Source organism: Amycolatopsis decaplanina DSM 44594, from assembly GCF_000342005.1.
Lineage (GTDB): Bacteria > Actinomycetota > Actinomycetes > Mycobacteriales > Pseudonocardiaceae > Amycolatopsis > Amycolatopsis decaplanina.
On sequence record NZ_AOHO01000048.1, the window covers coordinates 751,178 to 766,456 of the forward strand.

Annotated in this window: 14 protein-coding genes; 5 read left to right on the forward strand and 9 right to left on the reverse strand. The window is 69.6% G+C overall.

Annotated elements, in window-relative coordinates:
* The first annotated feature begins 1 nt into the window (after window position 1).
* Together H074_RS16285 and H074_RS16290 are read left to right on the forward strand one after the other, a co-directional pair.
* Complete coding sequence (locus tag H074_RS16285; RefSeq protein ID WP_007031128.1) at window positions 2-709, forward strand: response regulator; 708 nt, start codon at window positions 2-4, stop codon at window positions 707-709.
* Window positions 710-1,102 carry a DUF4345 domain-containing protein gene (locus tag H074_RS16290; protein ID WP_007031129.1) on the forward strand — a complete coding sequence of 131 codons (393 nt, stop codon included), beginning with the start codon at window positions 710-712 and terminating at the stop codon, window positions 1,100-1,102.
* A 235-nt stretch (window positions 1,103-1,337) separates the two neighbouring features.
* Here H074_RS16290 and H074_RS16295 read toward each other — a convergent pair whose 3' ends face one another.
* Window positions 1,338-2,279, reverse strand: a complete 942-nt coding sequence (locus H074_RS16295; RefSeq protein WP_007031130.1) for a DMT family transporter — start codon at window positions 2,277-2,279, stop codon at window positions 1,338-1,340.
* Window positions 2,280-2,381: 102 nt separating this feature from the next.
* Here H074_RS16295 and H074_RS16300 point away from each other — a divergent pair, with 102 nt between their 5' ends.
* Window positions 2,382-3,320: a LysR family transcriptional regulator gene (locus tag H074_RS16300; protein WP_007031131.1), complete on the forward strand. Its 939-nt coding sequence runs from the start codon at window positions 2,382-2,384 to the stop codon at window positions 3,318-3,320.
* A gap of 70 nt (window positions 3,321-3,390) precedes the next feature.
* Window positions 3,391-4,059, forward strand: a complete 669-nt coding sequence (locus H074_RS16305; protein ID WP_007031132.1) for an alpha/beta hydrolase — start codon at window positions 3,391-3,393, stop codon at window positions 4,057-4,059.
* Window position 4,060: 1 nt separating this feature from the next.
* Here the strand turns inward: H074_RS16305 and H074_RS16310 are convergent, their stop codons facing one another.
* The 7 genes from H074_RS16310 to H074_RS16340 form a co-directional block, all read right to left on the reverse strand.
* Complete coding sequence (locus H074_RS16310; protein WP_007031133.1) at window positions 4,061-5,113, reverse strand: serine/threonine-protein kinase; 1,053 nt, start codon at window positions 5,111-5,113, stop codon at window positions 4,061-4,063.
* 13 nt (window positions 5,114-5,126) lie between these two features.
* Complete coding sequence (locus tag H074_RS16315; protein ID WP_007031134.1) at window positions 5,127-6,758, reverse strand: serine/threonine-protein kinase; 1,632 nt, start codon at window positions 6,756-6,758, stop codon at window positions 5,127-5,129.
* Window positions 6,759-6,977: 219 nt separating this feature from the next.
* Window positions 6,978-7,823, reverse strand: a complete 846-nt coding sequence (locus H074_RS16320; protein WP_039922485.1) for a hypothetical protein — start codon at window positions 7,821-7,823, stop codon at window positions 6,978-6,980.
* Between the two features lie 253 nt (window positions 7,824-8,076).
* On the reverse strand, window positions 8,077-9,324 hold the full coding sequence (locus H074_RS16325; protein WP_235096775.1) for a hypothetical protein: 1,248 nt from the start codon (window positions 9,322-9,324) through the stop codon (window positions 8,077-8,079).
* Window positions 9,325-9,662: 338 nt separating this feature from the next.
* A complete protein-coding gene (locus H074_RS16330; RefSeq protein WP_007031138.1) occupies window positions 9,663-9,968 on the reverse strand; it encodes a hypothetical protein in 306 nt (101 codons plus the stop codon).
* Between the two features lie 96 nt (window positions 9,969-10,064).
* Window positions 10,065-10,352 carry a chorismate mutase gene (locus H074_RS16335; protein ID WP_007031139.1) on the reverse strand — a complete coding sequence of 96 codons (288 nt, stop codon included), beginning with the start codon at window positions 10,350-10,352 and terminating at the stop codon, window positions 10,065-10,067.
* 170 nt (window positions 10,353-10,522) lie between these two features.
* Window positions 10,523-10,942: a DUF1707 SHOCT-like domain-containing protein gene (locus H074_RS16340; protein ID WP_007031140.1), complete on the reverse strand. Its 420-nt coding sequence runs from the start codon at window positions 10,940-10,942 to the stop codon at window positions 10,523-10,525.
* Window positions 10,943-11,032: 90 nt separating this feature from the next.
* Here H074_RS16340 and pcrA point away from each other — a divergent pair, with 90 nt between their 5' ends.
* Window positions 11,033-13,447 (forward strand): DNA helicase PcrA, encoded by a 2,415-nt coding sequence (gene pcrA, locus H074_RS16345; protein WP_007031141.1) that lies wholly within the window; start codon window positions 11,033-11,035, stop codon window positions 13,445-13,447.
* Window positions 13,448-14,125: 678 nt separating this feature from the next.
* Here the strand turns inward: pcrA and H074_RS16350 are convergent.
* Window positions 14,126-14,812, reverse strand: a complete 687-nt coding sequence (locus H074_RS16350; protein ID WP_039922602.1) for a M23 family metallopeptidase — start codon at window positions 14,810-14,812, stop codon at window positions 14,126-14,128.
* Window positions 14,813-15,279: the final 467 nt, after the last annotated feature.

Here is a 15,279-nt window from a genome sequence, read left to right on the forward strand (position 1 = left end):
TATGCTCGGGGGACAGGGCGAGCGAGGGAGCATCGTGACGGAGAACCAGCAGACGCGGGAGCCGGTCAAGGTCTTCCTCGTCGACGACCACGCGCTCTTCCGGGCGGGTGTGCGCACCGAACTGGACTCGATCACCGACGACGTCCGCGTGGTCGGTGAGGCGGGCTCGGTCGCCGAGGCGGTCGCGGGCATCGCCCGGACCAAACCGCAGGTCGTGCTGCTCGACGTGCACATGCCGGACGGTGGCGGCGCCGAGGTGCTGCGCCGGGTCCGGCCGGAACTGCCGGACGTCGTGTTCCTCGCGCTGTCGGTCTCCGACGCCGCGGAGGACGTGATCGCCGTGATCCGCGCGGGGGCGCGGGGTTACGTCACGAAGACGATCTCGTCGAAGGAGCTCGTGCGCGCCGTCGTGCGGGTCTCGGACGGGGACGCGGTGTTCTCGCCGCGGCTGGCCGGGTTCGTGCTCGACGCGTTCGCCGACCGGCCCGGTTCCGCGCCGATCAGCGACCCGGACCTCGACCTGCTGACCCCGCGGGAACGCGACGTGCTGCGGCTGCTCGCGCGCGGGTACGCGTACAAGGAGATCGCGTCGGAGCTGTTCATCTCGGTGAAGACAGTCGAGACACACGTGTCGAGCGTGCTGCGGAAGACGCAGCTTTCGAACCGGTACGAGCTTTCGCGCTGGGCGTCCGACCGGCGTCTCGTCTAGGTGGCGCCTGTTCTCATCGGCCTGGTGGCCGTGTTCTTCCTGGGCATGGGGCTGCTCGGGCTCGCCTCGCCGAAGCGGCTGATCCGGCCGTTCGGCATCTCGCTGGAGTCGGCGACGGCGCGGACCGAAGTGCGTGCCGTCTACGGCGGCTTCGGGGTGGCTGTCGCGGTGCTGCTCGGGTTCGCGGCTTTCGACGTCGGCGGGATACAGCGGGGCGCCGCGATCGCGGTGGCCGTCGCGCTCGCCGGGATGGCCTTCGGACGGCTGGTCGCGCGGTTCGCGGAACGGCCCGAGCGGTTCTACCCGAGCTGGCTCTACTTCTGGGTCGAGATCGTTCTCGCCGTCTTGCTCATCCTCGCGGCCCTGACGCCTGACCTGCGTTTAGCGGGCTAAACGCGATGCGGCTAGCCCCCAGGCCCCACCGCATCACGGTTAGGCCGCTAAACGCAGGTCAGGCGGGACGCCTGAACTCGTGGGTGACCTCGATCTTCCCCACGATGTGCGTGGTGAACTCGGCGAGCTCCTCGGCCGGGACCCAGAGCTCGAGGATCGTCTTCCCGTCAGCCCGACTCGCGGACGAGGTCGAGCTCGACGGGCCCGGTCGGACGCCACAACGTCGTCGTCGCCGTCACGGCGCGGCCTCCCCGGCGGCGGCGAGGGGGCGCTCGACCTGCGGAGTGGTAGCAAAGGTCCCTTGCTCCCTCGGGCGGAGCCGGGTCAGCGCGACCCCGCCCAGCACGACGACCATCCCGGCGATCACCCGCAGGTTCAGCGGCTCGGCCAGGAACACCGCCCCCAGAAGCACCGAAACCACCGGCAGCAGGTAGCCGACGATCGACGCCGAGACGGCGCCCTCGCTCGCGAGAAGCTGGTAGTTCAGCGCGAACGCGATCCCGGTCGACCCGATCCCCAGGATCACCACCGCGACGATCGCGCCGGTGCTCAGGTGCACCGGTTCGAAGCCGCCCATCGGCATCGCGAGCAGCAGGAACCCGGTCGCGAGCAGCATCTGCCCGCCGGCCAGCGACATCGGCGAGTCGCCGGTGCCCGTGAGGTACTTGCCCTCGTAGACGAACGCGAACCCGTAGCTCGCGGCCGCCGCGAGACACGCCAGCGCACCCCAGCTGAGCAGGCCGGAGGCCTCCCACGGCGCGAAGATCAGCAGGATCCCGGCGAGTCCGGCGACCAGCCCGGCGACGCGGACGGCGGTCATCCGCGTGCGCGCTCCCAGCATCGGCGCGGCGACCAGCACCCACAGCGGTGTCGTCGCGTTCAGGACGCCGGTGATCCCGGAGTCGACGGTCAGCTCACCCCACGCGAACAGCAGGAACGGCAGCGCGTTGTGGAAGAACGCCGCGACGGCGAGGTGTCCCCAGATCCGCCGTCCCGACGGCAGCCGGTCCCGGCCGAGATAGCAGAGCCCGATCAGCACCGCCGCGCCGAGTGCGACCCGCGCCAGCACCAGCTGCACCGGCGTGAAGGCGCCGAGCCCCAGTTTGATCCAGAAGAAACTCGATCCCCACATGAGCGCCAGTGCGCCGATCCGCAGCAGGGTCTTCGTCTCGCCCACCCCAGTCCTCCTTAAGTGCCTGGCCCAGCTTCGCCGCGCCGACGCGTAAGGACAAGCGAAAATAACTGCAGGAAGCCTTAAGAAGAACTGTAAGATCGGGGCATGCTGGACGTCCGCCGCATGCAGGTCCTCCGAGCCGTGATCAGCAGTGGTTCGATCACCGCCGCCGCCCGGAATCTCGGCTACACACCTTCCGCGATCAGCCAGCAGTTGTCCACCCTGGAAAGGGAAGCGGGCGTCGAATTGCTCGAACGCGTCGGCCGCGGCGTGCGGCCGACGCCCGCCGGTTCACTGCTGTCCGAACACGCCGAAACGCTGAGCACCCAGCTCGCCAAGGCCGAAGCCGCGCTCACCGAACTCAAGGAAGGCCGTACGGGCAGGCTCGCGATCCGCTACTTCGCCACGGCGGGCGCCTCGCTGGTGCCCTTGGCCGTCGCCGCGCTGCGCCGGGACTTCCCCGGCGTCCGCCTCGACCTGAAACTGGTCGAGCCCGACGATTCGATGCCCGAGATCGAGTCGGGCGAGGCTGACGTCGCGATGATCGTGCTCCCCAGCGGCGCTCCCCGGATCAAGGGCGTCGAGTACGTCCACCTCCTCGACGACCCTTACCGCGCGATCCTGCCGAAGAACCACCGGCTCGCCCGCAAACGCGTCCTCGATCTCGGCGAACTCGCGGAGGATCCGTGGGTCGGCGTCGACGGTCTCCCCGGCGCCTGCCGCGACATCCTGCTCGACGCCTGCGGCGCGGCCGGATTCGCCCCGAACCACGTCGTCGAATCCGAGGATTACCAGACAGCACAAGGGTTCGTGGCCGCCGGGCTCGGCGTCGCGCTGATCCCGGAACTCGGTCTCGGCGCCCCGCATCCCGGCGTCGCCATCCGCAAGGTCCGCCGTCCCGACCCGGTGCGGTCCATCCACGCGGCCGTGGCCGCGCACGCCAGGGAACACCCCGCGGTGCGGCGGTTCCTCAGCGCGATCCGCGAAGGGGCCATGACCGGACAGGTAAGCGGGAATGGCCGGGTGGGCACGAAAACCGGCTGAGCTTGAACAGCCGCGCGGGCGGTCGACAACCTGGCAGGGAAGCGACATTCCCGCCAGAGAAAGGACTTCCGTGCGTCCCCTGATCGTCCTGCACGGCTCTTGGCACCAGCCCGCCCATTTCGACGACGTCGTCGGACGCCTGCGCCAGGAAGGCGCCGAAGTCACCGTCCCCGACCTCGGCGGGCGCCCGATCGCCGAAACCACCCGGACCGTCCAGGAATTCGTCGACCGGGCGGCCGAGCCTCCGGTGGTGCTCGCGCACTCCTTCGGCGGCCTGACCGCCAGCGGACTTCAGGGTGCCTCGCACCTGATCTACCTGGCCGCGATCGTCAGCGAGCCGGGTGAAACCGCCCAGTACTGGATCGAGCGGACCAAAGAAGAAACCGGACACGAACCCCAGCCGCTGCCCCTGATCTTCGACGACCAAGGCCTGACCCATCTCGACCTCGCCGCCGTCCGCGAGGCCATGTACGCCGACTGCACGGACGCCGTCGCCGAGCGCGCCACGGCCCTGCTGCGTCCCGAGCCCGTCACGATCTTCGACGAGTCACCGGCGGGCTCGGCGTGGAAGGACACCCCGACCACCTACATCACCTGCGCCGAAGACCGGGCGCTCGTCCCGGAAATGGTCGTCCACTTCGCCGCCCGGTGTGACACGACGGTGACCTGGCGGGCAAGCCACAGCCCGTACCTCAGCCGTCCCGTCGAGTTGGCGACGCTGGTCCTCGAACGGCTCTAGCTCAAATCAGGAACAGCTCCGCGAACAGCACACCGATGAGGATCGCCGCCACGACGGCGCCCGCCACGATCAGCCGCTTCCGGGTGTCCGGTGATTTCGCGGCCGCCGGCGCGGCGGGAGCGTATTGCTGCGCCGGCGGCACGTATTGCGGCTGCGGCGGCTGATACTGCTGCGGCTGCGGCTGGTGCGGGGGGAACTGCGGAGCCGGCTGCTGCTGCGGCGTCTGGTGCATCGGCATCGGCATCGAGGCCGGCATCGTAGGCATGGCGGGGGCGGTCGGCGGGATGAACGCAGTCTGCCGCCCCTCGGTGATCGCGCCCAGCGAGCGGACCGTGTCGGCCATCGTCGGCCGCGCGTCCGGCTCCGCCCGCAGCATCTTGCGCAGCGCACCGGCCAGCGGCCCGGCGGTCTGCGGCGGCCGCTCCGAGGACTCGCCGTCCTCGCCGAACGGCGGCACTCCTTCGACGGCCGTGTACAGCGTCGCGCCCAGTGAGAACACGTCGGCCGCGGAAGTCGCCGGTTCGCCGCGCGCCACCTCGGGCGCCCGGTACGCCGGACTCGGGCCGCCGCCGGTGATACCGATGTCGGTGAGCTTCACGCCGCCGTCGTCGGCGAGCAGGACCGTGCCCGGCTCGACGGTCCGGTGCACCACCCCGGCCTCGTGCATCGCGGCCAGCGCGCGGCCGAGCACGATGCCCAGCCCGGCGGCCTGCTCCGCGGTCAGCCTGCCGTGCTCGGCGAGGAAGGCCGCCATCCCGCGGGACGGGATGTACTCCATCACCAGCCACACGTCCGGCCCGTCGGGCAGCACGTCGTACACCTTGATGGCGGTGGCGTGCTCGAACTTGGCCGCGTCCTTGCCCTCCTGGACGACGACGGCCTTGGCCTGCTCCGCCCGGTCCGGCGGCAGGCCGACGGGCAGGTACATGCGCTTCATCGCGACTGTGCGCAGCAGACGTGTGTCGAACGCCAGCCACACGATGCCCGCCCGGCCGCGCCCGATGGGCTGGTCCAGACGGTACCGGCCGCCGACGATGGAACCTTCAGAACTCAATTGCAGCCTCGGATCATGCTCCGCCGGGGTCGCCCGTCTGGCTGGTCGGGGTCGTCGGCGTAGGCGTCGTGGTCGGTGTCGTGGGAGTCGGCGTCTTCGTCGGAGTCTTGGAAGGCGTCTTCGTCGGCGTCGGCGGATCCGGCTCCTCCGTCTGAGTCGCCTTGCTCGACGTCTTCTTCGACGAGGTCGTCTCCTTGGGCGGCTCGGCCGACTGCGTCTCCGTCGGCGTGTCCGTCGTCTCCGGCGCCGACGATTGCGCCGACGAGCTGGGAGTCGGCTTCGTCGACGAGTTCCCCACCTGCGCGGGCGTCTCCGGGTTGTTCGGGGTCAGCAGCCAGAAGCCCAGCGCGGCCAGCGCCACGACCACGACACCGCCGATGATCGCGGGTTTCTTCCACGCGCCCGGCTTCTCGTCGTCGTCCTCGTCCACCGGGCTGGTCTGCGCCCGGGTGGGCGGCGGGGGCGGGGGCGGGTCGTCGTAGTCGTCGTCGTAGGAATCGTCGTCGTAGTCGCCCGCGGGGATCGGGACGGCGCGAGTGGGCGCCGGGCCGCCACCGGGGTGGCCGCGTTCGGACAGCAACGCCGTCTCGTCGTAGTTGTCGTACCCGTCGTAGTCGTCTTCCGGGTAACCCGACGCGGGCGGCTGGTGATAGTCGTCTTCGTCGTCGTAGTACGAACCCGCCGCGGCCTGCTCGTCGAGGAGCGAGCCCGAGTGACCGGCCGCCTCGCTGTCGAGCGCCTGGGTCACGCCTCCACCGGCGAGCGCGCCCGCGATGGGCGCGGCGAGCACGGTGTCGTCCGCGGGACCGCCCAGCGGCGTTTCACCCCGCGCGACGGCGGCGAGGAGTTCTTCGCACTCTTCGGCGGTGGGCCGGTGCCGCACCTCCGGGTGCAGCAGCACGGCCAGCACGCTGGCGAGCGGGCCGGACTGGCGCGGCGGGATGATCTGCCCGGCCGCGACCGCGTGCAGCAGGCTCAGCGTGTTTTCGCTGAGGCCGAACGGCGGCTGGCCTTCGCAGGCCGCGTAGAGCGTCGAGCCGAGCGAGAAGACGTCGGACTCCGGGCCGGGGTCGCCGCCGATCGCCACCTCGGGCGCCAGGTAGGCGGGGGTTCCGGCGATCATCCCGGTCTTCGTGACCGTGACGTCGTCCTTGGCCCGCGAGATGCCGAAGTCGGTGATCTTCACGGTGCCGTTGGGCGCCAGCAGGATGTTGCCGGGCTTGATGTCCCGGTGCACGATGCCGACCGCGTGCGCCTCGGTCAGCGCCGCCGCGACCTGCGCGCCGATCCGCGCGACCTCCGTCGGCGGCAGCGTCCGCTCCTCCTGCAGCACCTGGGCGAGGCTGGTGGAGTTCAGGTACTCCATGATCAGGCAGGGCTGGCCGTTGTCGTCGGTGACGACGTCGAACACCGAGATGGCGTTCGGGTGGTGCAGTCTCGCGGCGATCCGCCCCTCGCGCATCGTGCGCTGGCGGGCGTCTTCGGCGTCGTGAGCCTCAAGACCGGGTTGCAGCAGCAACTGCTTGATCGCCACCGTGCGGCCGAGTACCTCGTCGTGCGCTTGCCACACGGCCCCCATCGCGCCCGTGCCGATCCGCCCGGCGATGCGATATCGACCGGCGACCAGGCGACCCTCGTCGCTCACGCGACCTCCCTTTGGGCTCCGTCTTCACGTCGCGGAGTCGTCCGCGTACGCGGTGCGGCCTTCAGCACGCCACAGCGTTGGAGCGTATGCACATGTAGTGGTCTGTGTGCCGGCTTTTCCGAGACCGACTCGTGACAAGGCTAGGCGCTCACTCTGCGCACACACACGCGGCACACTCTGATCGCCCTGGGTGGAGGGCGGTTACACGCGGGGTGTCCGTCACATGTGTTGCGCGGACAGCAGGCGTGCGTCGGTGATCAGGCCGGTTTTCTCGTCGGCGAATTCCAGCACCTGCGTGACCCGGACCAGGCCGCCGTTCGGATCGCGCATGGTGACCACGGCGAGGATGGTGCCGTCGGCCTGCTCCCGGATGTCCTGGATCTGGATGGCGTCCATGGAGCTCCACGCCTCGATCAGCTTGCCCGCTTCGGACTCGGCCAGTACCGGCGTGAGCAGCGACATCGCGCCGTAGGGATCGGCGTCGACGGTCTGGTAGAACTTCCGGACCGCGTCGATCTTGCCCTCGGCCGTGCTGACCGCGGCGGGCTTGGAGACCGGTTGCGAACTGGTGCTGCTGGACGCCGAGCTCTTTCGCGGGAGCGAGCCCGAGCCGGTGCCCGAAGACGGCTGGGCCGTCATGCTGGTGCCCGCGGGCGCGGACGTCTGCTGCTTCCGCTGCGGCTCGGTGGAGTCCGGGACGGCGAGCCCGCCGAGCGCGGCGGCTCCGCTCATCACCTCGGGCGCGGCGGCGTGCGGCACCGTGCCCCGCCGTTGGGTGCCGGCGAGAACGCCCGCGGTGACGACGGCGCCCGCGACCAGCAGTCCGGCGGCGACCAGACCGGCCATCTTCGCCCGCCGGGCGGCGCGGCTTTCCGGCTCGTCCACTTCTGGCTCGGGCTGCGGCGACGGCTCTTCACGGGTGCGCGCGGGAACGAACTTCTGCGGCTCGCGGAAGACCTTCTCGAGGTAATCGCGGTCGACGCGGGTGTCGTTCAGGATCTCTTCGGGGATGACGTCCTCGACACGTACGGCGTCCTCAAGCCGTATGCGCTGTCGATCAAGCACGAATTCCTCGCTCTGGTCCGGGGCAGGCGCTGGGCCGTTCGGCCTACGCCTTTGGTCCGCGTGGCCGTCTTCTGAACGGTGCGGACCTTGCAGTCGTCAGGTAACCCTGTGCGGACGGTCCACGGCCAGGCTCTATCGCCGGAATGCCGTCGCGATACGACGAACGGCAGCTTAGGTCACCCACCCGGACCAGGGATGACCGCTCGGCGCACCGCACGTGCAGAGGACAGGACACCTGCACGTGCGTGATCGCCTACATGCCGTCGTCGACGATCTTGTCGTCGTCGCCGAAGGTCAGCGTGCGCTGTTCCATGGTCTTCGTGCCGTCTTTGTGAGTGACCTCGACGGTGTTGACCGTTACGCCGCGGCGCTGGTCGATGCTGACCTTCTTCACCTCGAAGTACGCGACGTCGGCGTAGCGCTCACGAAGGCCCTGTGCGCCCCCTTCGCGTAGGCCGCCGGAGGTCACCGAGGACGCCTCTTGGGGGTTGGTGGTGACGGAGTTGAGGAAGATTTCGGTGTTGTCGCCCATCGCCTGCGCGTCCGGCTGCGACGCGTACCAGGGTGAGGTCGTCGTGGTGCGGTCGGCGGGCACGACCGGCGGCTTCTGCGGCCGGTCGCTCGACGACGGCGCGGGCCGCCCGGACGTGACCGGTCCGCCCGAGTCGGGCCGTGACGAGCCGGTCCCGGTGCTGTCTCTGTCCGAGGAGGTGCCGGAGTTGGCGGAACTGCGGTCGTCCCTGGTGGAGGAATCGGTCTCGGAATCGGACGGGTTGCCCGCCGCGCCACCCCGCGGCGGCGTGGTCGTATTGCCCGCGAGGCCGTCCTGGGACAGCTGGGTGCCGCCGCGGTATCCGGGCCAGCCGCCCTGGCTCTGCTGCTCCGGGGCGGGTTTGCCGACCAGGAACGAACCGGCGAAGAGCAGGCCGACCACGACCAGCGCGGACGCCGCCGCCGCGAACCAGGCCGCCTTGCGCCAAGTCTTGGGCGGGGTCACCGAAGCTGGTACCGAACCGAGGTCGAAGGTGCTCAGGCCGTCGACGGGTGGGGCGAGGTAGACGCGGACGTCATCGTCGTTGCCGTCGATCTCCCCCGGCTGGGGGCGGCGGGGGCCGGGGGCGGTCAGCGTCACCTTCGTGCGCTGAGCGGCCTTCGCTCGCCGTTCCTCGGCGAGAGGCAAGGCGGGTTCGGTGAAGGAGACCTCGACGCGGGCCGGGCGTTCCACGGGCACCTCGCGAGCGGGCTGGGGGAGCGGCAGACGGCCGCTCGATGGGGCGTAGCCGGGGCTAGGCGCCCTCCCGTTCCGCGGTGGCGGCAGGGGAAGGGAACCGGTGGAGGGCGGGGCGAACTCGTGGTGCGCGTGATGCCCGTGATGCCCGTGCCCGCCTGCGCGCTGCCGCCTCGGCGGCACGGGTGGGGTCCAGCTCTCGGCGCCGCCCGCCCGGTGGCGGCCCGCGTGCGTGGCGCCGTTCCGTTCCTGGTGTTCCGCCCAGCCGTTCATGTCCGAGCGACCCCCTCGAAGGCCGGCCCTGACGGCGACGTGACATCGATTACGCCGAACGGAGCAGTCGGTTCACGGGATCCCTCGCTTGCAGACTCCCGGGCACACTCGTGAGCAAATGCACGCGCATACGACTGGGGGCGCGCGGGGCTCTCGCCCCCGCGCGCCATGCGGGCATCGCCCGACCCAGACGCAAGGGTCCTCACGAGGTCCACACTAAAAGTTCGACACCCGCAAGTCTTCACCCACTCTGCAAGTTGCAGAGGTTTCACTCGGTCGGGCGCGGCCGAACGGGCCTCGGTGACGTTACGCAGTGCAATCGGTGCTGGTGCTGCCGTTCAGCTGCCGCTGCGGTACTTCTGCTGGGTCGATTGCAGGGCTTTCGTGGCGGTGATCCCGCTACCCGCTGCAAGCAAAATGGCGATGATGTCGAGCGGCGTTCCCCCACTCGTGAGCAGCCAGGCGAAAAGCGACGCGGCGGTGGTACCTGCCGCGATCGGCCAGCGCGTCTTGACGTACTGGGCGACGGGAGCGCCGCCCGCGCGCTTACCCGCCGCGTTGTTCAGCATGGCGAGATAACCGAGATGGCCCAACGCGGCGAGCACACCGGCGATCGCGATCACGACGGCGATGAGGTTAATCATGTGCCCAGTTTGCCCTGTCCCGAGCCGTCGTGGGGCCTCGTGAGTGGCAAGGACGGTTCCAACCGCCTTCACCACTCACGACGAGGCGCCCTTCGCCTAGCGGCCCAGGCGGCCCCGGCCCAGGTTGAGCAGCGCCATCGCCAGCTGCCGCCCTTCCGGCCCGAGCTCGCGGTAGCGTGCCAGCACGTCCATCTCGCGGTTGTAGACGATCCTGGTGCCGCCCGCGGCCATCCTGGCCGCACCGATCGTCTTGGAGACTTCGACGCGGCGTTTGACCAGCCGCAGTATCTCGCCGTCGAGAAAGTCGATCTCCTCGCGGAGCTCACCGATCTCTTCGGCGGTGGCGGTGGGTTCGTCGGCGTCCGGTTTCTGTGTGGTGTTCATCGGGACCTCTCTTCGGTCCGGATTCCCTGCTGGCCCCCGGAACAGCGTAAAGCCCCGGGGTCCGTGGACTCCGGGGCTTCGGGTGATGGCATTTCGGCACTATGCGATCACGGGAGCCGGAGTCCGGGTCCCGTAAAAAAATCGCGTCGCGTGGTGCCGCATGCCGATCATTATGCCACAGCGAAGCCGTCCTCCGGCTTGAAGCGGCGGCGCGCTCCGCGGACGCGGGCGTGTACGAGGACGCTCATGGCCAGCCAGAACATCGGCATCACGGGCCAGAAGAACGGCACTCCCGAAACCGCCCACCGGACGATCAGCAGCACCGAAAGCACGACGGCGATCGCGAGGTGGATCCGCACCGCTGGATGCCCGAAGGCGACCGGGGGCCGCTTCGGCGCGGGTTTCGGCAGATCCGAGGTGAGCGCGGCGAGGTCGTCCGTGTATTTGGCGGAATACACAGCGCTCAGCCGGTCTTCTACCTCGCCGAGAGTGAGACGGCCTTCACCGCCGGCGGCCTGGATGAGGGTGGCGACCCGCTCCCGGTCGGCGTCGGCGGCCCTGAGCCGGGAGGGGATTCCGTTGGTGTCCATGGCATCCGATCCTCCGCCGCGAACACCGCCCGCGCGTCGGGCGACAGGCGGCAACACCGCCTACGCCCGGCGCTGTAGCGTGGACCGGCGATGAACACCCTCTTCGATCTCCCAGCGGACGGTCCGGCCAAGCCCCGGCACGCGGACCTGCTCGACGACCTGAACCCGGCACAGCGCGAGGCCGTGACCCACGCGGGCTCCCCGCTGCTGGTCGTCGCGGGCGCGGGTTCGGGCAAGACCCGGGTGCTGACCCGCCGGATCGCGTACCTGCTGGCCGAACGGGACGTGCACCCCGGCCAGATCATGGCGATCACGTTCACCAACAAGGCGGCCGCGGAGATGCGGGAGCGGGTGAGCGACCTCGTCGGCCGCCGCGCCAACGCCATGTGGGTGTCGACGTTCCACTCCATGTGCGTGCGGATCCTGCGCCGTGAGGCCAAAACGCTGGAGATGTCGTCGAGTTTCTCCATCTACGACTCGGATGACACGAAGCGGCTCATCACCCTCGTCGCCCGCGATCTCGACATCGACCCGAAGCGGTACGCGGCGCGCACGCTCGCCGTGCACATCTCGAACCTCAAGAACGAACTGATCGATCCGGAGACGGCGGTCGCCGACGCGGGCAATGACCTCGAGCGCCGCGTGGCCGAGGTGTACGTCGAGTATCAGCGGCGGTTGAACCAGGCCAACGCGTTCGACTTCGACGACCTCATCATGCGGACGGTCGAACTCCTGCAGACGTACCCGGACGTCGCCGAGTACTACCGGCGCCGGTTCCGGCACGTGCTGGTCGACGAGTACCAGGACACGAACCACGCGCAGTACACGCTGGTCCGCGAACTGGTCGGCACCGAGACGAACGAGGCCGGGATCGAGCCCGCCGAACTGTGCGTCGTGGGCGACGCGGACCAGTCGATCTACGCCTTCCGCGGCGCGACGATCCGCAACATCGAGGAATTCGAACGCGACTTCCCGAACGCGCGGACCGTGTTGCTGGAGCAGAACTACCGCTCGACCCAGACGATCCTGAACGCGGCGAACGCGGTCATCGCGCGAAACCCCAACAGACGCGCGAAGCGGCTGTGGACCGATTCCGGCGACGGCGAGAAGATCGTCGGCTACGTCGCGGACAACGAGCACGACGAAGCGGCCTTCGTCGCGGGCGAGATCGACGCCCTGGCGGACAAGGGCGAAGCGGACTACTCCGACGTCGCGGTCTTCTACCGCACCAACAACCAGTCGCGTGTCTTCGAAGAGATCTTCATCCGCCTCGGCCTGCCGTACAAGGTCGTCGGCGGGGTGCGGTTCTACGAACGGCGCGAGGTCCGCGACATGCTCGCGTACCTGAGGGTGCTGGCGAACCCGGAGGACACGGTCAGCCTTCGCCGCATCCTCAACGTCCCCAAACGCGGCATCGGCGACCGCGCCGAAGCGGTCATCGCGACGTATGCCGAGCGTGAACGCATCTCGTTCGCGCAGGCCCTGCGCGGTGCCGTCAGCGGTGAGGTGCCGCTGCTGAACCCGCGCTCCGCCAAGGCGATCACCGGTTTCGTCGAGTTGATGGACGAACTGGGCGAGGTCGTCGAGAGCGGTGCCGAAGTCGCCGACATCCTCGAAGCGGTCCTGGAGCGCACGGGTTACCGCGCGGAGCTCGAGGAATCCGACGACCCGCAGGACGCGTCGCGGGTGGAGAACCTGACGGAACTCGTCACCGTCGCGCGGGAGTTCACCGAATTCACCGCCGAGGTCGCCGGTCCGGACGGGGAACTCCCCGAAATCGATACCGTGGACCCCGGAGTGCCGGAGCCGGGCTCGCTGCCCGCGTTCCTGGAGCGCGTTTCGCTGGTGGCCGACGCGGACTCGATTCCCGCGGCCGACGGTGGCGACGACGGTGACGGGCACGACGCGGGCGTGGTCACGCTGATGACCGTGCACACCGCGAAGGGGCTGGAGTATCCGGTCGTCTTCGGAACGGGCTGGGAAGACGGGATCTTCCCGCATATGCGCGCACTCGGCGACCCGGCCGAACTGGCCGAAGAGCGTCGGCTCGCCTACGTCGCGATCACGCGGGCGAGGAAGAGGTTGTACGTCTCCCGTTCGATGGTGCGCTCGGCCTGGGGCCAGCCGCAGATGAACCCGGCTTCGCGGTTCCTCGACGAACTTCCCGCCGACCTGGTCGATTGGCGCAGGCTCGCGCCTTCTTCGTCCTCCGGTGGTTTCGGATCGTCGGGTGGATCGCCGCGTGCCGCGACGACCTGGGGGAGCCGTGGCGGCGGTTCGTCGCCGTCGAGGTCGGCGAGCACGAGTCCGTTCGGCAAGGGCTGGAAGGACACCGTCGCGCTCAAACTCGACGTCGGCGACAGGGTCAGCCACGACAAGTACGGCCTCGGGACCGTCGTCGCCTGCGACGGCGCGGGTCCTCGTGCCACGGCGACGATCGACTTCGGCGCCGCCGGCAAGGTCCGGCTGATGCTCATCGGCAGCGTCCCGATGGTCAAACTCTAGCCCTGACCTGCGGCTTCCCCGTCGCGTCCGAAAACTGTCGGGGCCTTCCCGTATACCTGTGTCATCGAACACGAGTTCGACGCGCTGGGGTATGCTGGACAAGCCGGTGTACCCCGATCAGGGGAGGGGGCGCACGGTGTGGACGGGGTGTTGTTTGGGGTTCTCTCGAGTGGGGTACTCGAGTACTTGCGGGGTGTTGAAGAAGGGGCGGGGCCGGATCGGGGTCCGGAACCGCCGGAAGTGCTCAGGCTGGTCGCGGCCTGGCGCGCGTTACTGCGGACGCACGAACCGGACGGGGCCGGACGGTGTGTCGTATGCGGGCACGCGCGGCGATGGCTGTTCGGGCCGCGGCCAGCCGGGTGCCGAAATCTTTCTCGGAGACTTTTCGCCGGAGGGCGGCCGATCGAACGGCGCCCCGGCCGGTCTCTGCACGGTGTGGCAGATCGCCGTGGGGTACTTCCGTCCGGAAGCTGCCGGACGGTGTCGCCTGAGGGCTTTCAGAGCCCCGAAAGCCATGTCTGCTCCGAGCCGGAGGACCTACGACGCTTCGTGATGCCCTCGAAAGGGGAGGCGGAGGTCCTGAAGGCGCGCCAGAGCGACGTTGCCCGGCGCGCCCATGCCACGGGCGGGATCACCGGTGTGGTGATGAGCTGTGATGCGGGGAAGAGCGAGGCTCGATCAGCCGACGTTCACGCCACGGGCGGCGAGCCACGGGCGCGGGTCGATCTTCTTCGTGCCGTTCTGCCACACCTCGAAGTGCAGGTGCGGGCCGGTGCTCTGACCACGGTTGCCGACCTCGGCGATCTCCTCGCCGCATTTGACCTTCTGGCCTTCGCGGACGGAGAACGAGTTCATGTGGCCGTAGACGTGGACGGTGCCGTCGGCGAGCTGGACCTTGACCCAGAGGCCGAAACCGCTGGCCGGGCCCGCTTCGATGACCGTGCCGTCGGAGGCCGCGACGATCGGCGTGCCGATCGGGGCCGCGAGGTCGATGCCGAGGTGGCTCGTGCCCCACCGGGCGCCGAAGCCCGAGGTGAAGGTGCCCTTGGTCGGCATGCAGGTCTTGGGCCGCTTGGCCTCTTCTTCGGCCTTGCGGGCCGCTTCGGCCTCACGCTTCACGCGGGCCTGGGTGATGCTGTTGTTGTCCGAGAGCTTCTGGGCCTCGGCGGAGGCGTTCGTCGACTGGCTCGTCGGCAGCAGTTCGGGGGCGCCGCCACCGGCTCCGCCGCCGAGGGCGAACGAGGCGCTCGCGTCCTGGGAGCTGGCCAGCGGGGTGACAGCGGCGTCGGAGGATTCCGAAACGGACTTCAGGGTCTGACCGGCGGCGGCGGCCGCGAAGGCGCCGGCAGCGACGGCAGCGACCACGACACGGCCGCGCAGGGCCGAGGACGGGGGCGACAGGCGGTGCGAGCCCCGGACGCGGACGACCGCACCATCGAGTGCGTTCTCGAGCGCCGGGGAAGGAGCTTGGCCGCCGGGGGAGCGGTGTGAAGCCAAGACGGGGCCTTCCGTGTTCGGGGAGTCGGATCAAGAGCCCGGGCGGGGGATCCCGGTGAACGACCTCGGGGGTGGTTCGTTCGGTGCTCTCATTCGTGATCTGACTGTAATGGGGACCCGGGGACAGTAACGAAGCGGCACCCCGATCAGCAAGATCTGGCGGCGCTCTCGGCCGATCGGGCGACGGCGATCTAGCCGTTATCCAGTGAGGATTACCCAAAGTTAAACCAGGTTTACTCTAAACCTTGTGATTTACGTTACAAGGCCGAGCGGCCGTTCGGGGGTACCGGAAGGCCGGGAAGGAGGCCAACCCGGGAAATAACCGGTTGCCCGAA